Annotated in this window: 19 protein-coding genes; 11 read left to right on the top strand and 8 right to left on the bottom strand. The window is 70.8% G+C overall.

The genetic code is table 11. The annotated features are described in order from the left end of the window. Positions 1 to 140: 140 nt before the first annotated feature. From ACFY5C_RS17780 to rsmI, 3 genes are all read right to left on the bottom strand, one after another. Positions 141 to 1022 (bottom strand): TatD family hydrolase, encoded by an 882-nt coding sequence (locus tag ACFY5C_RS17780; protein WP_389445224.1) that lies wholly within the window; start codon positions 1020 to 1022, stop codon positions 141 to 143. Positions 1023 to 1068: 46 nt separating this feature from the next. Beyond that, entirely contained in the window at positions 1069 to 1476 is a 408-nt protein-coding gene (locus ACFY5C_RS17775; RefSeq protein ID WP_389445222.1) for a hypothetical protein, read from the bottom strand. A gap of 191 nt (positions 1477 to 1667) precedes the next feature. Next, positions 1668 to 2516 (bottom strand): 16S rRNA (cytidine(1402)-2'-O)-methyltransferase, encoded by an 849-nt coding sequence (gene rsmI, locus ACFY5C_RS17770; protein WP_389445220.1) that lies wholly within the window; start codon positions 2514 to 2516, stop codon positions 1668 to 1670. Between the two features lie 62 nt (positions 2517 to 2578). Between rsmI and ACFY5C_RS17765 the strand changes: the two genes are divergently transcribed. From ACFY5C_RS17765 to ACFY5C_RS17755, 3 genes are all read left to right on the top strand, one after another. After that, positions 2579 to 4321, top strand: a complete 1743-nt coding sequence (locus tag ACFY5C_RS17765; RefSeq protein WP_389445218.1) for a dolichyl-phosphate-mannose--protein mannosyltransferase — start codon at positions 2579 to 2581, stop codon at positions 4319 to 4321. 111 nt (positions 4322 to 4432) lie between these two features. Further along, positions 4433 to 6073: a penicillin-binding transpeptidase domain-containing protein gene (locus tag ACFY5C_RS17760; RefSeq protein ID WP_389445216.1), complete on the top strand. Its 1641-nt coding sequence runs from the start codon at positions 4433 to 4435 to the stop codon at positions 6071 to 6073. Positions 6074 to 6179: 106 nt separating this feature from the next. After that, positions 6180 to 7853 (top strand): penicillin-binding transpeptidase domain-containing protein, encoded by a 1674-nt coding sequence (locus ACFY5C_RS17755; RefSeq protein ID WP_389445215.1) that lies wholly within the window; start codon positions 6180 to 6182, stop codon positions 7851 to 7853. A gap of 11 nt (positions 7854 to 7864) precedes the next feature. Here ACFY5C_RS17755 and ACFY5C_RS17750 read toward each other — a convergent pair whose 3' ends face one another. Beyond that, positions 7865 to 8275, bottom strand: a complete 411-nt coding sequence (locus ACFY5C_RS17750; RefSeq protein WP_389445214.1) for an SsgA family sporulation/cell division regulator — start codon at positions 8273 to 8275, stop codon at positions 7865 to 7867. A 166-nt stretch (positions 8276 to 8441) separates the two neighbouring features. Between ACFY5C_RS17750 and ACFY5C_RS17745 the strand changes: the two genes are divergently transcribed. From ACFY5C_RS17745 to ACFY5C_RS17715, 7 genes are all read left to right on the top strand, one after another. Continuing rightward, a complete protein-coding gene (locus ACFY5C_RS17745; RefSeq protein ID WP_389445213.1) occupies positions 8442 to 9500 on the top strand; it encodes an energy-coupling factor ABC transporter permease in 1059 nt (352 codons plus the stop codon). An 8-nt stretch (positions 9501 to 9508) separates the two neighbouring features. Then, positions 9509 to 10270, top strand: a complete 762-nt coding sequence (gene cbiQ / locus ACFY5C_RS17740; RefSeq protein WP_389445211.1) for a cobalt ECF transporter T component CbiQ — start codon at positions 9509 to 9511, stop codon at positions 10268 to 10270. Further along, positions 10258 to 11019, top strand: a complete 762-nt coding sequence (locus ACFY5C_RS17735; RefSeq protein WP_389445210.1) for an energy-coupling factor ABC transporter ATP-binding protein — start codon at positions 10258 to 10260, stop codon at positions 11017 to 11019. Before cbiQ ends, ACFY5C_RS17735 begins: the two co-directional genes overlap by 13 nt. After that, positions 11016 to 11477: a MarR family winged helix-turn-helix transcriptional regulator gene (locus ACFY5C_RS17730; RefSeq protein ID WP_389445208.1), complete on the top strand. Its 462-nt coding sequence runs from the start codon at positions 11016 to 11018 to the stop codon at positions 11475 to 11477. Before ACFY5C_RS17735 ends, ACFY5C_RS17730 begins: the two co-directional genes overlap by 4 nt. Positions 11478 to 11599: 122 nt before the next feature. Further along, a complete protein-coding gene (locus ACFY5C_RS17725; protein WP_389445207.1) occupies positions 11600 to 12049 on the top strand; it encodes an organic hydroperoxide resistance protein in 450 nt (149 codons plus the stop codon). Between the two features lie 66 nt (positions 12050 to 12115). Beyond that, positions 12116 to 12622, top strand: a complete 507-nt coding sequence (locus tag ACFY5C_RS17720) for a YbaK/EbsC family protein (RefSeq protein WP_389445205.1) — start codon at positions 12116 to 12118, stop codon at positions 12620 to 12622. Then, positions 12619 to 13464 carry an EamA family transporter gene (locus ACFY5C_RS17715; RefSeq protein ID WP_389445203.1) on the top strand — a complete coding sequence of 282 codons (846 nt, stop codon included), beginning with the start codon at positions 12619 to 12621 and terminating at the stop codon, positions 13462 to 13464. The genes ACFY5C_RS17720 and ACFY5C_RS17715 overlap by 4 nt, the downstream gene beginning before the upstream one ends. Positions 13465 to 13520: 56 nt before the next feature. Here ACFY5C_RS17715 and ACFY5C_RS17710 read toward each other — a convergent pair whose 3' ends face one another. From ACFY5C_RS17710 to ACFY5C_RS17700, 3 genes are all read right to left on the bottom strand, one after another. After that, the gene (locus ACFY5C_RS17710; RefSeq protein WP_389445202.1) at positions 13521 to 13793 is read right to left on the bottom strand and encodes a hypothetical protein; all 273 of its coding nucleotides are present in this window, start codon (positions 13791 to 13793) and stop codon (positions 13521 to 13523) included. A gap of 136 nt (positions 13794 to 13929) precedes the next feature. Further along, on the bottom strand, positions 13930 to 14643 hold the full coding sequence (locus ACFY5C_RS17705; RefSeq protein WP_389445201.1) for a class I SAM-dependent methyltransferase: 714 nt from the start codon (positions 14641 to 14643) through the stop codon (positions 13930 to 13932). Positions 14644 to 14662: 19 nt separating this feature from the next. Beyond that, entirely contained in the window at positions 14663 to 16174 is a 1512-nt protein-coding gene (locus tag ACFY5C_RS17700; protein WP_389445200.1) for a metallophosphoesterase, read from the bottom strand. Between the two features lie 296 nt (positions 16175 to 16470). On the opposite strand from ACFY5C_RS17700, the gene ACFY5C_RS17695 reads away from it, so the two are divergent. Beyond that, complete coding sequence (locus ACFY5C_RS17695; RefSeq protein ID WP_383606336.1) at positions 16471 to 16746, top strand: DUF1876 domain-containing protein; 276 nt, start codon at positions 16471 to 16473, stop codon at positions 16744 to 16746. A gap of 44 nt (positions 16747 to 16790) precedes the next feature. On the opposite strand, the gene ACFY5C_RS17690 is transcribed toward ACFY5C_RS17695, so the two are convergent. Further along, entirely contained in the window at positions 16791 to 17948 is a 1158-nt protein-coding gene (locus ACFY5C_RS17690; RefSeq protein ID WP_389445198.1) for a serine hydrolase domain-containing protein, read from the bottom strand. Positions 17949 to 18121: the final 173 nt, after the last annotated feature.

Genomic DNA, 18121 nt, shown 5'->3' with positions numbered 1-18121 from the left:
ACGACACGCTCCAGCGGAGGGGTCCGTTTAGGGCCCCCAGAACCTAGCGGAGCGTCGATTACTCTCCAAGGCGACGCGACTACGCACAGTTGCGGCCGGGTCGAGGTGAACCCGTGCGAGCGTTATCGAGCGGTTATCCGTCAGTAGCCGAAGGCATGTGCCGTGTTCGAGCCCAGGGCCGCCGCCAGCACGTCCTCGTCGATCTCCCGTACGGCTGCCATGGCCCGCACCGTGATCGGAATGAGATACGGAGCGTTGGGCCGTCCGCGGTACGGGGCAGGCGTGAGGAAAGGCGCGTCCGTCTCCACGAGGAGCAGCTCCAGCGGAGCCACCGCCACCGCGTCCCGCAGATTCTGGGCGTTCTTGAAGGTGACGTTGCCGGCGAAGGACATGAAGTATCCGGCGCGGGCGCACACCTGGGCCATCTCGGCGTCCCCGGAGTAGCAGTGGAAGACGGTCCGCTCCGGGGCGCCCTCCTCCTTCAGCACCCGCAGCACGTCCGCATGGGCCTCGCGGTCGTGGATGACCAGCGCCTTGCCGTGCCGCTTGGCGATCTCGATGTGGGCACGGAAGGACGCCTCCTGCGCCTCCTTGCCCTCGGGCCCGGTGCGGAAGTAGTCGAGGCCGGTCTCGCCGACGCCCTTGACCTGCTCGAGCGCGGCCAGGCGGTCGATCTCGGCGAGCGCCTCGTCGAGCGCCCGCGTACCACCCGGCTCACGCGCCCCCTGCCGCGACCAGCCGTCGGGGTCGCCGTGCACGATGCGCGGCGCCTCGTTCGGATGCAGGGCGACGGTCGCGTGCACCGCGTCGTACTGGGCCGCCGTCTCGGCCGCCCACTGCGAGCCGCGTACGTCACAGCCGACCTGCACGACCGTCGTCACGCCCACCGACGCCGCCTTGGCGAGCCCCTCCTCGACCGTGCCGGACTGCATGTCGAGGTGGGTGTGCGAGTCGGCGACCGGCACCCGCAGAGGCTGCGGGAGCGGCGGGGCGGCGTGCTTGTCGGCGGCGTTCGAAGGCATGCCCCGATCCTACGAAAGGGGCATGCCCGAGCGCCGGGTGCTCGGCTCAGCTCGCCTTGCGGTGGAAGACGTGCAGGAGATCGGACAGATGCCAGTGGTGCGGCTCGACCGGCGCCGCCGCCGGCTCCGACTCGTGCTCGCCCTTCGGCTGGGTCGGGATCGGGCGGGCGCGGTGCAGGGAGTTCTGCACGGAGGACACCTGACCGGGCCGCATGATCCGCACGACGTGGCCGTCGCAGTTCTGGCACGTGGGCCGGCTCAACGGGGAGGGCACCACCTGGCCGTTCGCCACGTACATGACGAACTCGTGGCCGTCACCGTCCATGTGGTGCTCTATCTCGTACGACTGCTCCCAGCCGTGCCCGCAGTGCATGCAGGCGAACGAATACGACTCGTGGACGACGGCGGTCGCGGCGCTGCGAAGGCCCGTGGTCTGCTGTGCGATCTCACTCATGCCAGCTCCTGTGGTCCGCTGGGTGGGACGGGTCGCGTCCCTGAACCCAGTGGACTGCTCCGCAGCAGTGAACGCACGGGATCTGTCCAGTGTTGGCGCCGACTTGGACGTTCCTTGCCGAAAGGGCCGGGTCCCTTTACCCCGGCATGGGGCGCACGCTCATGCGATATACGCCCTGCTCACACGGCGTTTCACGCCCCCGCCTTCTTCGCCGCCACAACGGCGTCGAAGACCTCCCTCTTGGGCACCCCGGCCTCCGCCGCCACCGCCGCGATGGCCTCCTTGCGCCGCTCCCCCGCCTCTTCGCGGATGCGAACCCGCCGGACGAACTCGGCGGCGTCGACCTCCTCGGCCCCCTTCTCGGGCGCTCCCTCGACGACGACGGTGATCTCCCCGCGCACGCCCTCGGCCGCCCATTCGGCCAGCTCCCCCAGCCCGCCGCGCCTGACCTCCTCGTACGTCTTGGTCAGCTCCCGGCACACGGCGGCCCGCCGCTCGGCGCCGAACACCTCGGCCATCGCGGCCAGCGTGTCGTCGAGCCGGTGCGGCGCCTCGAAGTAGACGAGGGTGCGCCGCTCCTCGGCGACCTCCTTCAGGCGCGAGCGCCGCTCCCCCGCCTTGCGGGGCAGGAACCCCTCGAAGCAGAAACGGTCGACGGGCAGCCCGGACAGGGCGAGCGCGGTCAGCACCGCGGACGGCCCCGGCACCGCGGTGACCTTGATGTCCTTCTCGACCGCCGCCGCGACCAGCCGGTACCCGGGGTCGGACACGGACGGCATCCCCGCGTCGGTCACCAGCAGCACGCGCGAGCCCTCGAGCAGCGCCTCGACCAGCTCGGGCGTCCGGGCCGACTCGTTGCCCTCGAAGTACGACACGACCCGCCCGGCGGGCTGCACGCCCAGCGCCTGGGTGAGGCGCCGCAGCCGCCGGGTGTCCTCGGCGGCGACCACGTCCGCTCCGGCCAGCTCCTCGGCCAGCCGGGGCGGGGCGTCCTTGACGTCGCCGATGGGGGTGCCTGCCAAAACAAGGGTTCCTGTCACGTTTCCATCCTCGCAGGGCGCATCCACGCGACTGTCACAGACGTGTTCCCTACGATGGCGCGGTGACCAGTACCGCGTCCTCCACGGACACCCGGCAGGGCCAGGCGACCCACGAGCAGCGGCCGTCGTGGCAGCAGCGGCTGCGCCGATTCGGCTACACGGCTGCGCCCAGCAGCGACGTCCGCGACCGGCTCGTGCCGCCCTACGTCCAGCCCAGCCCGCGGATGTGGCAGTTCCTCGGCGTCCCGCGCCCGCTCGCCGAGCGGATCGCTCGCTGGTCGGGCTGGGTCGGACCGCTGCTGGTGACGCTGCTGGCGGGAGTGACGCGCTTTTGGAACCTGGGCAACCCGAAGGCGGTGATATTCGACGAGACGTACTACGCCAAGGACGCCTGGGCGCTCGTCCACCGCGGTTTCGAGGTCAACTGGGACAAGAACGCCAACGACCTGATCCTCAAGGTCGGCGACCAGGTCCAGATCCCGACGGACGCGGCGTACGTGGTGCATCCGCCGGTCGGCAAGTACGTCATCGGGCTCGGCGAGCTGATGTTCGGGTTCAACCCGTTCGGCTGGCGGTTCATGACGGCGCTGCTGGGGACGCTGGCCGTGCTGATGCTGTGCCGCATCGGCCGCCGGATCTTCCGCTCCACCTTCCTCGGCTGCCTCGCGGGCACGCTGATGGCGGTGGACGGGCTGGCCTTCGTGATGGCCCGCACCTCGCTGCTCGACGGGGTGCTGATGTTCTTCGTGCTGGCGGCGTTCGGCTGCCTCGTCATCGACCGGGACAGGGCACGCGCGAAACTCGCGGCCGCGCTCCCGGCCGACCCCGACGGCAGGTTCCGCCCCGACGCGCACATCGCCGGGACCCTGCGCCTCGGGTGGCGCCCCTGGCGCTGGGCGGCGGGCCTGATGCTGGGCCTGGCCATCGGGACCAAATGGAACGGCCTGTACTTCCTGGTCGCGTTCGGCCTGATGACGGTCCTGTGGGACGTCGGCGCCCGCAAGGTCGCCGGTGCCCGCAACCCCTACCTGGCGGTGCTCAAGCACGACCTGGGCTTTGCCTTCCTCGCGACCGTGCCGGTGGCGATCGTCACCTACGTCGCCTCCTGGGCGGGCTGGATCCTCTCCTCCACGGACGGCAGCGGCGGCTACTACCGCGACTGGGCGAGCGCGAACGGCCGCAGCAGCAGCTGGTCCTGGCTGTTCCCCGACTGGTGGCTCAGCCTGTGGCACTACGAGCACCAGGTGTACGAGTTCCATGTCGGCCTGTCGTCCCCGCACACCTATGAGTCCAACCCGTGGAGCTGGCTGGTCGTCGGCCGCCCGGTCTCGTACTTCTACGAGTCCCCCACGCCCGGCAAGGACGGCTGCCCCGTCGACGCGGGCGAGAAGTGCGCCCGCGAGGTACTGGCACTCGGCACGCCGCTGCTGTGGTGGGTGGCCGCCTTCGCGGTCCTGTACGTCCTGTGGCGCTGGGCCTTCCGCCGTGACTGGCGCGCCGGCGCCATCGCCTGCGGTGTCGTGGCCGGCTACCTCCCCTGGTTCCTCTACCAGGAACGCACCATCTTCTTCTTCTACGCCATCGTCTTCCTCCCCTTCCTCTGCCTCGCCGTGGCCATGCTCCTGGGCGCGATCATCGGCCCGCCACGCGCCGGAGACACCCGCCGGGTGGCGGGGGCCACGGGCGCGGGTGTGCTGGTGCTGCTCATCGCCTGGAACTTCATCTACTTCTGGCCGATCTACACGGGCACGGCGATCCCGGTCGACGACTGGCGGTCGCGGATGTGGCTGGACACCTGGGTCTGACCGGCCAAACGGTCACTATTCGGTCAATAGTTCGGCCAACAAAAGAAAACACCTCTCACACCTTTCCCCCATGCCACTTACAGTGCGGTGGACGAAAACGGGGAGGGGACCATGTCCAAGGGGGTCAAAGTCGCCGTCATAGGCGGCGTGTTCGCCGTGATGGTGGGCGGTGCCGGGTACGGCGCGTACAACATCATGTCGGCGTTGAACGGCGGTGGGGCGACGGGGGCGAGCGGGCCCGCGCCGGTGCGGTCCGGGCCGCCGAGCGCGGATGAGGTCGAGGAGACGACCGCGAAGTTCTTCGCGGCCTGGGAGAAGGGGCAGGCGGCGCAGGCGGCACAGCTGACGAACAACGACGCGGCAGCCGCCCCGGTACTCAGGTCCTACGGCCAGGACGCCCACATAACCGGCGTGAAGATCACGCCCGGCAAGGCGAACGGCGACACGGTGCCCTACACCGTGAAGGCGAAGGTGTCGTACGACGGCAAGTCCAAGCCGCTGTCCTACCGCAGCGAGCTCACCGTCGTCCGCGGCCGCACCACCGGGAGGGCGCTCGTCGACTGGCAGCCCACCGTGATCCATCCGCAGCTGAAGAGGAACGACACCCTCGTCACCGGCGAGGCGGCAGCCCCGCCCATCGAGGCCGTCGACCGCAATGGCACGGTGCTGACGAAGGACAAGTACCCCTCCCTCGGCCCGGTCCTGGACACCCTGCGCGACAGGTACGGCAGCAAGGCCGGCGGCTCACCCGGCGTCGAGCTCGCGATCCGGCACGCCGACGAGTCGCCGGACACCTCGCTGCTGACCCTCGCGAAGGGCAGGCCCGGCAAACTGCGGACGACGCTCAGCGCGAGCGTGCAGGCAGCCGCCGAGAAGGCGGTGAAGCGGTACGCCGAATCCTCCGTCGTGGCCCTCAAGCCGAGCACCGGCGAGGTGCTGGCGGTGGCGAACCACCGTGCGGACGCCTTCAACGCGGCCTTCGAGGGACGCGTCCCGCCCGGCTCCACGATGAAGATCATCACCGCGGCGACGCTCATCGACAACGGCGTGACCACGATGAACGGCCCCGCGCCCTGCCCGGACACGGCGACCTGGAAGAGCCAGACCTTCAAGAACCTCACGGGCCTCGAGCCTGACGAGACCGCGAACGCCACGTTGGCCAACGGCTTCGCACGCTCCTGCAACACGGCCTTCATCAAGCTCGTCGACGAGGAGCCGCTCACCGACGCCTCGCTGACGACGGAGGCGCAGGAGCGGTTCGGGCTCGGCGGCGACTGGAAGACCGGCATCAGCTCCTTCGACGGCAGCGTCCCCGCCGCCACCGGCCCGGACCGCGCCGCGAACGCCATCGGCCAGGGCCAGGTCCAGATGAACCCGCTGAACATGGCATCGGTCACAGCCACCGCGATCACCGGCGAGTTCCGCCAGCCGTATCTGGTCTCACCCGACCTCGACGACCGCCAACTCGCCACCGCCAAGGGGCTGCCGGCGAGCACCGCCTCCCAGCTGAAGCAGATGATGCGGCTGACCGCGACCGCGCCCCAGGGCACCGCCGTGCAGGTCATGTCCGGGCTCGGCGGCGACATCGGCGCCAAGACCGGGTCCGCGGAGGTCGACGGGGAGGCCACCTCCGACAGCTGGTTCACCGGATTCCGGGGTGATGTGGCGGCCGCGGCCATGTCCCAGCAGGGCGGTCACGGCAGCGACGCGGCCGGGCCGATTGTCGCAGCCGTGCTACGAGCGTCCGGGTGAACTTATCCCTCGCGGCACGGGACTCTAGGGTGGTCGTCGTCGTTGGTATGCGTGAGGCAGGCGGGGCGGGCGGGGGCCCCTGGAATACGCGAGGGAACGGAAAGCAGTGGGCAACAGAAGGCGCGTCGCCGAGCGACGGAAGACCAACCCCGCCGTGCTCGGCGGGATGATCGCCGTGGTCCTCGGCGGCGCCGGGGTCGGCGTCTACGCCCTGCTCGGCAGCGGAGCCGCCGCCGAGAACGGTGCGCAGTCGTCGAGCTCGGAGAAGGCCAAGTCCGTCAAGACCGGCCCGCTGTCGGCGACGGAGGTCAAGACCGCGGCCCGCGAGTTCCTCACCGCCTGGCAGCAGGGCAAGGTGACCGAGGCGGCCGCCGCCACGGACGACACCACGGCCGCCAAGGCCCTGTTGGCCGGCTACGCCAAGGACGCCCACATCAAGGACGTCACCCTCACCACCGGCACCCGCACCGGCGCCAAGGTCCCCTTCTCCGTGAAGGGCACGGTGTCGTACAAGGGGACCACCAAGCCGCTCACGTACGACAGCGCGCTGACCGTCGTGCGGCGGGCCGAGGACGGCAAGCCGCTCGTCGACTGGCACTCCGCGGTCGTGCACCCCGACCTGAAGGACGGCGACACCCTCGTCACCGGCGAGTCCGGCACCCCGCCGGTCAAGGCGCTCGACCGGGACGGCGGTGAGCTGACCGAGGACGAGTACCCGTCGCTGGGCTCGGTCCTGGACGGGCTGCGCGAGAAGTACGGCGAGAAGGCGGGCGGCAAGGCGGGCATCGAGCTCCAGGTGATCCGGGGCAAGGAGTCCAAGAAGGCCGAGCTGTCCGACAAGACCCTGGTGGAGCTGAGCAAGGGCACGCCGGGCACGGTGGAGACGACGCTGAGCCCGACGCTGCAGGCCGCCGCGGAGAAGCAGGTGGCCGCCAAGTCGAAGGCGTCGGTGGTCGCGCTGCGCCCCTCGACCGGCGAGATCCTGGCGGTCGCGAACTCCTCGCACGGCTTCAACATCGCCTTCCAGGGCTCCCTCGCGCCCGGCTCCACCATGAAGGTCATCACCTCGTCGCTGCTGATCGAGAAGGGCCTGGCGGAGGCCGACAAGGAGCACCCGTGCCCCAAGTACTTCACGTACGGGCACTGGAAGTTCCAGAACGACGACAAGTTCGAGATCAAGGGCGGCACCTTCAAGGCGAGCTTCGCCCGCTCCTGCAACACGGCCTTCATCAGCCAGGCGCCCGAGCTGGACAACGACAGCCTGACCAAGCAGGCCCAGCAGGTCTTCGGTCTCTCCCTGAACAACTGGTCCGTCGGCGTCCCCACCTTCGACGGCTCCGTCCCGGTCCAGTCGCAGGCCCAGATGGCGGCCTCGCTGATCGGCCAGGGCGGGGTGCGGATGAACCCGCTGAACATGGCGTCGGTCTCCGCGACCATCAAGACGGGCACCTTCAAGCAGCCGTACCTGGTCGCTCCGACGGTCGACAACCGCACCCTCGCCACGGCCTCCCGCACCATGTCCGCGTCCGCGCTGTCGCAGCTGCGCGAGCTGATGTCCTACACGGCGGCCTACGGCACGGCGGCCGAGGCCATGTCCGGGGTCACCGGTGACGTCGGTGCGAAGACCGGCTCGGCGGAGGTCGACGCCCAGAAGAAGCCGAACGGCTGGTTCACCGCGTACCGGAACGACCTCGCGGCCGCGGGCGTCGTCCAGGCGGGTGGCCACGGCGGCGAGACGGCGGGCCCGATCGTGGCGGAACTGCTGAAGCTGGGCGGCTGAGACTCAGCGACTCAGCCCCGCAGCTGAGCCTGAGCCTCACGCTCGACGGGGGCGGCGGATGCAGCAGGTGCGGCAGGTGCGGCAGCCAGGTACGTCCGCCGCAGGAACCTCATCAGGGCCTTCATGTCGAACTGCACCACCGAGACACCCTGCGCGGAGTGGAACTCCACCACGGCCTGCACCCGGCCGCACGGCCACACCCTTATCTCCCCGCTGCCCGCGGGAGCGCGCAGCCCCTGCTCAAGCAGGGAGCGCGAGAAGGTCCACTCGTGTGCCTGGCGGCCGGGCAACCTGACGCACACCGAACGCGGGTCGGCGTCGGGGTCGTACTTCAGGACCACCGGCACGGCATCCTGTTCCTCCGCCAGGAGGTCCGCGTCCGTGACGATATGGGCTCGCGCGTACTGCTCGACTACGGACATCGGACGACCCCTTACCGTACGTCACCTAGGCGGAAACCGTGCATCCGCTTCCCCTTCAATGTCCCATATTTCCGGGATTACACCCTCCGGAGCGTCTTATCTCGTGTTTACAACAGAGAGTGAGACGCTCTTGCGAACAGTTCGCATCAAGCCACACCATCGAAGGGTGCACGTACCTGACGGATTCATAGACGCCCCGACCTCCGCCGTGACCGGAGTGGTCGCCGCTGCCGCCGTCGCCGTGAGCCTGCGCGGCGCACGCCGTGAACTCGACGAGCGGACGGCCCCGTTGGCCGGCCTGGTGGCCGCCTTCATCTTCGCCGTGCAGATGCTGAACTTCCCCGTCGCAGCCGGGACCAGCGGACATCTGCTCGGCGGCGCCCTTGCCGCGATACTCGTCGGCCCCTACACCGGCGCGCTGTGCATCTCCGTCGTCCTGCTGATGCAGGGCATCCTCTTCGCGGACGGCGGCCTCACCGCGCTCGGCGTGAACATCACCAACATGGCGATCGTCGGCGTCGTCGTCGCCTACGCCGTCTTCCGGGCCCTGGTGAAGGTCCTACCGAAGACCCGTCGCTCGATCACCGCCGCCTCCTTCGTCTCCGCGCTGGTGTCGGTGCCGGCCGCCGCGCTGGCGTTCACGCTGCTGTTCTGGATCGGCGGCACCACCGACGTCCCGATCGGCAAGGTCGCCACCGCGATGGGCGGCGTCCACCTCCTGATCGGCATCGGCGAAGCGGCGATCACCGCGCTGACGATCGGCGCCGTCATCGCCGTACGGCCCGACCTCGTGTACGGCGCCCGTGACCTGCGCCAGCCGCTGAAGTTGCGGGTCGGCGGCGAGCTCGTCGACGCTCCCGGCGCCGAGGCCGAGCAGCCGGTCGCGGCCCGGACCTCGCGCCGCACCCTGTGGATCAGCGGTCTGGTCACCTCCCTCGTCCTCGCCGGGTTCGTGAGCTTCTACGCCTCCGCCAGCCCCGACGGTCTGGAGAAGGTCGCCGAGGACAAGGGCTTCGCCGAGTCCGCGGAGGAGCACGCGAACGCCGACTCCCCGCTGGCCGACTACGGCGTCAAGGACGTCGACAACGTCCGGCTGTCCGGCGGTCTCGCCGGCGTGATCGGCGTCGGCGCGACCGTCGTCGCCGGCACCGGCATCTTCTGGGCGGTGCGCCGGCGTCGTACGGACGAGGCCGCCGACGTGTCGCCCACGAGCACGAAGGTCTGAGACGCGACATGGGCGCCGGGCACGCGCACAGGCTCTACCGGCACGGGCACTCGCCCGTGCACGGCCTGCCGCCGCACACCAAGCTCGCCGCGACGTTCGCGTTCGTGGTGGTCGTGGTGTCGACGCCGCGGGAGGCGATGTGGGCGTTCGGCCTGTACGCCGTACTGCTCACGGTCGTCGCCTGTGTCGCGCGCGTGCCGGCCGGCTTTCTGCTCAAGCGGCTGCTGATCGAGGTGCCGTTCGTCGCGTTCGCCGTGCTGCTGCCGTTCGTGGCGGAGGGCGAGCAGGTCGAGGTGCTGGGCATGTCGCTGAGCGTCAGCGGGCTGTGGGGCGCCTGGAACGTGCTCGCGAAGGGCACCCTGGGCGTCGCCGCCTCCGTGCTCCTCGCCTCCACCACCGAGCTGCGCGAACTCCTGCTGGGCCTGCAGCGGCTGAGACTCCCGCCGCTCCTCGTGCAGATCGCGTCCTTCATGATCCGGTACGGCGATGTCATCGCCGACGAGATGCGGCGGATGCGCATCGCACGGGAGTCACGCGGCTTCGAGGCCAAGGGCGTGCGGCACTGGGGCGTGCTCGCGAAGTCGGCGGGCGCGCTGTTCATCCGGTCCTACGAGCGGGGTGAGCGCGTGCATCTGGCCATGATCAGCCGGGGGTACGCCGGTTCGATGCCGGTGATCGACGAGGTGACCGCGTCCCGGGCGCAGTGGTCGTACGCCCTCGCGCTGCCCTTCGCCGCCCTTGTCGTCTGCGTGTTGGGATGGGCCCTGTGAGTACTGCTTCCCTGGAGGTCTTTGGCCTCGCCTTCGCCTATCCCGACGGTCACCAGGCCCTGTTCGGCGTGGACTTCACCATCGCGCGCGGTGAGCGGGTCGCGCTGCTCGGCCCGAACGGCGCCGGCAAGACGACCCTGGTCCTGCACCTCAACGGCATCCTGACCGGCGGCACCGGCAGCGTGAAGGTCGCCGGACTGCCCGTCGGCAGGCAGCACATGGCCGAGATCCGGCGCCGGGTCGGGATCGTGTTCCAGGACCCCGACGACCAGCTGTTCATGCCGACGGTCCGTGAGGACGTCGCCTTCGGGCCGGCGGCGGCCGGGCTGAAGGGGGCGGAGCTGGAGGAGCGCGTCGACCGGGCGCTGGAGCGGGTCGGCATGGCGCAGTTCAAGGACCGTCCGCCGCACCACCTCTCGTTCGGCCAGCGGCGCCGGGTCGCGGTGGCGACCGTCCTGGCGATGGAACCGGAGATCCTGGTCCTGGACGAGCCCTCCTCCAACCTCGACCCCGCCTCCCGCCGCGAACTGGCCGACATCCTGCGCTCGTTGGACGTCACCGTCCTGATGGTCACGCACGACCTGCCGTACGCCCTCGAGCTGTGCCCCCGCTCCCTGATCCTGAGCGAGGGCGTGATCGCGGCGGACGGGAGGACGGCCGGACTCCTCGCGGACGACGAGCTGATGCGCGCCCATCGCCTCGAGCTGCCGTTCGGATTCGACCCGCGGTCCGTGACAATGGGCGCGTGACGCATCAAGAGGACGCGGGGTCGCTGTCCCTGGACGACCAGCTCTGCTTCGCGCTGTACGCCGCCCAGCGGGCGGTGACGGCCGCCTACCGCCCGCTCCTCGACGAACTCGGCCTCACCTACCCGCAGTACCTCGTGCTGCTGGTGCTGTGGGAGCGGGGCGAGGCGACGGTGAAGGAGCTGGCCGCCGCGCTGCGGCTCGACTACGGCACCGTCTCTCCCCTGCTGAAGCGGCTGGAGGCGGCCGGCCTGGTGCGGCGTGAGCGGTCGGCGCGGGACGAGCGGTCCGTGCTCGTGACCCTCACCGGGCACGGGGCGGAGCTGCGGGAGCGCGCGAAGTGCGTGCCCGGCGCACTGCTCACCGCGACGGGGCTCGACGCGGCGGGAGTCGCGCGACTGCGCGAGGAGTTGTGGCAGCTCGCGCACCGAGCACACCCCACCGCGGACCCCACCCCCTGAAATCGGGTTACCCCCGGTTCCTACCCCCTGGTAACGGTCACCGACCGACCGGCCAGTACCTTGTGCACAATGCACTTGTGCGCGCCTTTTCCGATGCGCGCTGTCTGGGGGGAGGGCCAACCATGACCGACGAGGGCACCGCCGTCGACACCCGTCCGACGAAGATCATGTACGTCGCCGAGGCCACCGCGCACGGCGGCCGCGACGGCTATGTCACCAGCCAGGACGGCCAGATCGAGCTCAAGGTGGCGATGCCCCCGGCCCTCGGCGGCGACGGCAACGGCACCAACCCCGAGCAGCTGTTCGCCGCCGGCTACAGCACCTGCTTCCACAACGCGCTCATCCTCGTCGGCAACCGCGAGGGCTACGACCTCACCGGCTCCACGGTCGCCGCGAAGGTCGGCATCGGCCCCAACAAGCAGCGCGGCTACGGCCTCGCGGTCGCCCTCAGTGTCTCCCTGCCGGTGCTGGACGCGGATCTCGCCGCCAAGCTGGTGGACGCGGCGCACGACATCTGCCCGTACTCCAACGCCACCCGCGGCAACATCGACGTCACGATCCTGCTCGGCTGAGGTCCCGCTCTCTCAGCACCTGGAATTCGTTCGTGGCACACGTATCCGACAGCTAGCCTGCCGGGCATGACGTCCTCGGAAGCATCGGAATCACATGCCCACCCACGTTTCGCCGAGGCTCTGCACGAGCTCGGGCTGAGCGATCTGAACGCCCGGATGCGCCGGTTCCCGGACGCGACCCGCACCGCGACCGAGGCCGCCGCAGCGATCGGGTGCGAGCTCAGCGAGATCTGCAAGTCGCTGATCTTCGCGGCCGACGGGGTCCCCGTGCTCGTCCTGATGGACGGGGCCTCCCGGGTCGACCTGGAGCTGGTGCGGAAGGAACTCGGCGCCGAGAAGGTCACCCGTGCCAAGGTCGACGTCGTACGGGAGACCACCGGGTACGCCATCGGCGGCGTACCGCCCTTCGGGCACCGGACGAAGACGCGCGTGCTCGCCGATCGGTCGCTGCTCGGGCACGACGTCGTCTGGGCCGCCGCCGGTAACCCGCACGTGGTGTTCCCCATGGCACCCCTGGACCTGGTCGCCCATGCCGGTGCCACCCTGGTGGACGTGCGCGAGCAGACTTCGTGACCCCGCTGGTCACGGCCGCCGTCCTGCTCGCGGCCGTCACGCACGCCGGCTGGAACGCCATCGCCCACAAGATCACCGACAAGCTGGTGGGGTTCACGCTCATCGCGGGCGGCGGGGTGGTGATCGGGCTGGCCCTCATGCCCTTCGGGGCGTTCCCGGCGGCCGAGGCGTGGCCGTATCTGCTCGCCTCCGCCCTCGTCCACATCGTCTACTTCGCGCTGCTGATGAAGTCCTTCCAGCTGGGCGACTTCGGGCAGGCATACCCCCTCGCACGCGGCACCGCGCCGCTCGTGGTCGCCGTACTGGCGGCCGTGTTCGCACACGAGGTGCCGAACGGCTGGGGGGCCGCCGGCATCGCCCTGTCGTGCGCGGGACTGACCGGTGTCGCCCTGTGGGGGCTGCGCGGGCGACGGCCCAACTGGGCCGCGATCGGGGCCGCGCTGGCGACGGGGCTGAGCATCGCGGCGTACACCGTCATCGACGGACTGGGCGTACGGGCCTCCGGATCGTCCCTCGGTTACATCGCCTGGCTGATGGTGGTCGAGGGGCTCGTCATCCCGGCGTACGCGGTCTGGCGCTGGCGCGGACAGACCGTCGCCGTGCTGCGGCCGTTCGCCGCGCTGGGTCTGCTGGGTGCCGCGCTGTCCGTCACCGCGTACGCGCTGGTCCTGTGGGCGCAGACGAAGGCCGAACTGGCGCCGATCGCCGCCCTGCGGGAGTCCTCCATCATCGTGGGGGCCGCGATCGGGGCGGTGTTCTTCAAGGAGCGGTTCGGGGCGCCGCGGATCGCGGCGGCTGCGCTGCTGGTCGTGGGCATCGGGCTGATGCTGCACACGAGTTAGGGGCGGGTCGGGTGAGAGCCCCGGCCGTCGGCCGGGGCTCCGTACCCGTCAGGCGGTCAGCCGCCGAAGGCGCTGTTGTTGCAGCCCATCGTCGAGCCGAGGTGGGTGCTCTGGGCGGCCGTGTCGCCCTCACCGTTGAGGCCGTTGCCCAGCAGGCCGTTGAGCAGACCGACGGCGCCGAGGATGTCGATGTTCAGGTCGTGGGACTTGCACTGGGTGCTCTGCTGGACTTTGTAGTCGTCGCCGGCGGCGTGGGCCGTGCCGGCGCCCAGGAGCCCGACAGTGCTGAGGGCGGCGACCAGGACGGCGGCCTTACGAAGCTTGTGCATGTCATCTCCGGTGGAGTGAGGTGGATGCAATGCGTGAAGGGTGACCCCTTACGATTAAGGGAGATTAAGTAAGAAATGCCCCAAATCATCCTGCGGCGCGCCGAGTTTCGTGATGTTGCACCGGAAGTGCGGCGGCCTAGGCAAGCGCCGGCTTGGCCACCCGGAAGGCGAACTGGCCGCAGTAGGTGAGCTTCCGCAGGTTCACCAGGGCCGTCCTGCGGCGCCCGCCCCGCGCCCACTGGTCGATCTCGGAGTTGAGCGGGGACTGCTCGTCCCAGTAACGGCTGTACTCCGGCGGCCTGCCGAGGTAGCTGCGCATGATCAGCGCGACCCCGTCGAGCGAGGGCCGGATCTCCTGCAGCGCGAGCCCCGCGTCCTCCACCAGCACCCGGAAGCCGTAGGGCGTGTAGTTCCACAGGCTGAAGGAGTGGTACGGCTCGAACTGGGACGTCGATCCGATGAAGCAACCGCCGGGCGCCAGCACCCGGGCGATCTCCGCGAGCAGTTCGCGCGGGCGGGCGACATGTTCGAAGACCTGGTGCGAGTAGATCAGCGGCAGCGAGTCGCAGGCGAGCGGCAGGCGGACGCCGTCGTAGTGCACCACCGGGTCGCCGCCGGGCGTGCGCTGGCCCGCCTCCGGTGAGTCCCGGATGTCGACCCCGACCCACCGCACCTCGGGGTCGTGCTTGCGGAAGAGCGCGGCCGACGTGCCGCGCCCGCATCCCAGGTCGACGACCAGCCCGGGCGCACCGGGGGCGCTCATCACCTCGTCGACGTAGTACCGCGAGGTGACCTGTCGGGCGTGGTCGTCGGGGATGCAGTCCCGCATGAGGTCCCAGAGGGTCGCCATGCTCCGATGCTACGGACACTCACCGTTGCTCGCGATTCACGCTCCGTGAGAGTGGTGAGGGTGGTGTGACGCCCGAGAGGTCGTGTGCCGCGACGCTGTTGCGGTCGGTGACCGAGCGGCCCAGGGCGTGGTGCGGCCACAGGCCCGCGGCCACCCGGCGGCTGCGCTCGCTCCACTGCCGGGCCGCCAGGTCGCCGGCCTTGTAGTGGTTGAGCGCGTAGCCGCCGGAGTGGATGCGCAGCAGGGTGAAACCGCCGGGGTACTCCTTGGCGGCGGCGACCTCCTGCTGGGTGACGTGCGGGGCACGCACCAGCACGGTGCGCTTGTTGCGGTGGGTGTGGCCCGCGTGGTGGAGGAAGACACCGGGCGCGTTCGCGTAGGCGTCGACGACGGTGCGGGCCTGGCGGCGCTCCAGGCACTGGCCGCGGGTCACCGGGAAGACGGAGTCCCGCACAGTCAGCGGATGGTGGCCGAACACCACCGTCGGCTGGTCCGGCGCCTCCCTCAACGCGGCCTGGAACCAAGCCAGTTGCTCGGGTCCGAGTCCGCCCGCGTCGGCGCCGTTGCCGGTCTTGACGTAGGTGTCGAGGCCGATGATCCGCAGCCCGCCGAGGTCGCGGGCGAAGTACCCGGGCCCGTCGCTGCCCGTCAGGCCCGGGAAGGCGGTGCGGAAGGTGGAGTTGTCGGCGGAGCGGTCGTGGTTGCCGCGTACGACGAAGTAGTCCTGCCCATGGGTGCCGAAACCGTCCAGGATCCGCCGGGCCTCGCCCAGGTCGTGCGCCGCACCGCCGGCCGAGATGTCACCCCCGGCCAGCAGCAGGTCCGCTCCGCGCCGCCGGGCCTCCTCGACCAGGGCGCGGCTCATCAGCTCCGGATACGGCGCGCGTCCCGGCTGCTGCGGCACCCCGCGCAACAGGGGCAGGCCGCCGACGAGGCCGGCGGTGGTCTCACCGAGGTGCAGGTCGTTGCAGAGCGCGATCGACAGCAGATGACGGCCGGGCGGGGGCTGCGGGGTGGTGAAGGAGTACGGCCCGCCGCTCGCGCCGAACCCGAACGTCGACGTGCCCACCGCGTTGCCGCGCACGAGATGCAGCGGCGTCGGTGTGGCGGTCACGCCCCGTGAGCGGGCCCGGTAGTAGTACGTCTGCCCCGGCTCCAGGCCGGTGAGCTCGACCTGGTGATGGGCGGTCGGCCGGTCGACGGACGCGGTGCGGTTGAGCCGGGAGGGGTGGGTGCCGTAGACGACCTCGCCCTCGGTGATCGCGGGGAGCGGGTGGCCCAGGCCGTCGTCGGTGCCGGGGATGCCGGTGTACCAGGTGATGACGGCGCTGTCCTCGGTGAGGGTGACCAGTTCGAGGTTGACCGCGGTCAGGGCGTCGGGATGGTGCGAGCGGGCCCGCTGCATGGCGGCGGAGGCCGAGCGCAGCAGGGCGGGGGCGAGGCGGGCACCGGAGCGCAGCACCTCGCAGGGGCCGGGGAAGGCCGACAGTGCTGCGAGAGCGGGGAGGTGGGCGGAGAAGCAGCAGCGCATGTCCTCGATATGGCCCTGTGCGGTTAACGGGGGAGGTGGCGGTGACGGCGGGGCCAGGTCCGGCGCACGACATCTCCATGGAACGCGACATCTCCATGGAAGCAGGGCGAAGCCGGTCCCCGAAGCGGATGTGCCGAGTCTCACTGATCCCGAGTTGCGCTCTTTGCACCCCGGGCGTCCCCTACGGCACCAGGCGCCCCACCGCGCCCCGCGACCCGAACAGTTCGGCGACCCCGGCTATGCGGCGGCACCCTCGGAGGCGCACCCTGGAAGCAGACATTCCGGAGGTGATCGTCATGTTGCACACCACAGTGGGATGGCACGTCGAGATGGAGTTCCAGGAGGACGAGACCCACACCAGGGCCGTCGCGATGGTGCGGCTCCCCGACGGCAGCGAGGTACGCGCCCACGGACACGCCACACGGCACCACACGGACTCGAATCAGCCACGCGTCGGCGAGGAGATCGCCGCCGCCCGTGCGCTGAACGAGCTCGCGATGCAGATGCTCACCAAAGCGCACAGTGAGATCGACCAGGCGTCGGGGCGTACGTCGCACCCCATCCACGTCTGAACCGATCGCCGCGCGAACACCGCACGCCAGGCCGTGTCCGCGAGCTAGGCGAGCGCCGCCCGCACCGCCCGTATCAACGCCTGCGCCCTCGGGTCCGCCGTCACCGTCTTGCGGAAACCGTTCGTCACATAGCCGAACGCGATCCCCGTCTCCGGGTCGGCGAAGCCGAGGGCGCCGCCACGGCCGGGGTGGCCGAAGGAACCCTGGCCCAGCAGCGGGGACGCGCTGCCGTGCAGCATGTAGCCAAGCCCGAAACGGGTGTTGACCACCAGGACACGGTCCTGCCCCGCCGACTCCTCGGCCCGCGCCAGCTCCACCGTCGCCGGGTCGAAGAGCCGTACCCCGTCGACCTCGCCGATGAGCGCGGCGTAGAAGCGGGCCAGTCCGTCGGCCGTCGCGATGCCGTTCGTCGCGGGGAGGGCGGCGGCGCGGTAGGCGGGGTCGTTCTGGTCGGGGAAGGGGGTGATCGCGGCGAAGGCGCGGCGCGTGAGGGAGGCCGGGTCCTGGTATGCCTCCGTGACCGAGCGCTTCGGACGTGCGCGGAGCCCGCCCGCCGGCTCGGGTCCCTCGACGCGGCCCGTACGGCCCACCCGGCCCGCCTCGGACTCCGGCAGTCCGAGCCACAGGTCCAGGCCGAGCGGACCGGCGATCTCCGCCGCGAGCCACTCGCCGGCCCACCGTCCGGTCACCCGGCGCACCAGCTCGTCGAGCAGCCAGCCATACGTCAGCGCGTGATAGCCGTGATCGGTGCCGGGCACCCACGCGGGCGCCTGAGCAGCCACCGCCTCGGGGCCGCGGTGCGGGTCCAGCGCCTCCTCGGGCGTGAGCGGGCGGTCGAGTACCGGGAGCCCGGCACGGTGGTTCAGCACATGCCGGACCAGCAGCCGCTCCTTGCCGTGCGCCTTGAACTCCGGCCAGTACGCACCCACCGGCGCGTCCAGGTCCAGCTGCCCACGCTGCCGCAGGATCAGCGGTACGGCGGCGGCGACGCCCTTGGTCGCCGAGCGCACGACCTGCGCGGTGCCGTGCTGCCACGGCTGCGTGCCGTCGACGTCCTTCGTGCCGGCCCACAGGTCGACGACCTTGCGCCCGTCCCGGTACACGGCGACGGCCGCGCCGCGTTCCCCGAGCGTGCCGAAGTTCCGTATGAACGCCTCTCGGACCGGCTCGAAGCCCTCGGCCACTGTGCCGTTCACGTCCACGCCCGTGCTCCCCTGCCACTGTCTCGCTCCGCGGCCGGCCGGCTTCGCTGTGCGGCCGGCTCGTCCGCCTACGACAGTCATCCCAACACGGGTGCGGGGCCTTCGATTCCGTTGTGTGGCCGACGTCTCGGCCGCTCGGGCCCGTCGGGAGGCCGCAGTTCGGACATATGAAG

The organism is Streptomyces sp. NPDC012935 (assembly GCF_042900345.1).
Classification (GTDB): Bacteria; Actinomycetota; Actinomycetes; order Streptomycetales; family Streptomycetaceae; genus Streptomyces.
The sequence above is the reverse complement of the archived record's forward strand: the minus strand, read 5'-3'. Positions and strand labels throughout refer to the sequence as shown.

Bases quoted from the DNA above. Each gene is read 5' to 3' on its own strand.
- ACFY5C_RS17750 (WP_389445214.1), bottom strand. From the start codon at position 8,275: ATGTCCGTAGTCGAGCAGTACGCGCGAGCCCATATCGTCACGGACGCG.
- ACFY5C_RS17695 (WP_383606336.1), top strand. From the start codon at position 16,471: ATGTTGCACACCACAGTGGGATGGCACGTCGAGATGGAGTTCCAGGAG.
- ACFY5C_RS17775 (WP_389445222.1), bottom strand. From the start codon at position 1,476: ATGAGTGAGATCGCACAGCAGACCACGGGCCTTCGCAGCGCCGCGACC.
- ACFY5C_RS17760 (WP_389445216.1), top strand. From the start codon at position 4,433: ATGTCCAAGGGGGTCAAAGTCGCCGTCATAGGCGGCGTGTTCGCCGTG.
- ACFY5C_RS17780 (WP_389445224.1), bottom strand. From the start codon at position 1,022: ATGCCTTCGAACGCCGCCGACAAGCACGCCGCCCCGCCGCTCCCGCAG.
- ACFY5C_RS17710 (WP_389445202.1), bottom strand. From the start codon at position 13,793: ATGCACAAGCTTCGTAAGGCCGCCGTCCTGGTCGCCGCCCTCAGCACT.
- ACFY5C_RS17700 (WP_389445200.1), bottom strand. From the start codon at position 16,174: ATGCGCTGCTGCTTCTCCGCCCACCTCCCCGCTCTCGCAGCACTGTCG.
- ACFY5C_RS17725 (WP_389445207.1), top strand. From the start codon at position 11,600: ATGACCGACGAGGGCACCGCCGTCGACACCCGTCCGACGAAGATCATG.
- ACFY5C_RS17735 (WP_389445210.1), top strand. From the start codon at position 10,258: ATGGGCCCTGTGAGTACTGCTTCCCTGGAGGTCTTTGGCCTCGCCTTC.
- ACFY5C_RS17720 (WP_389445205.1), top strand. From the start codon at position 12,116: ATGACGTCCTCGGAAGCATCGGAATCACATGCCCACCCACGTTTCGCC.
- ACFY5C_RS17705 (WP_389445201.1), bottom strand. From the start codon at position 14,643: ATGGCGACCCTCTGGGACCTCATGCGGGACTGCATCCCCGACGACCAC.
- cbiQ (WP_389445211.1), top strand. From the start codon at position 9,509: ATGGGCGCCGGGCACGCGCACAGGCTCTACCGGCACGGGCACTCGCCC.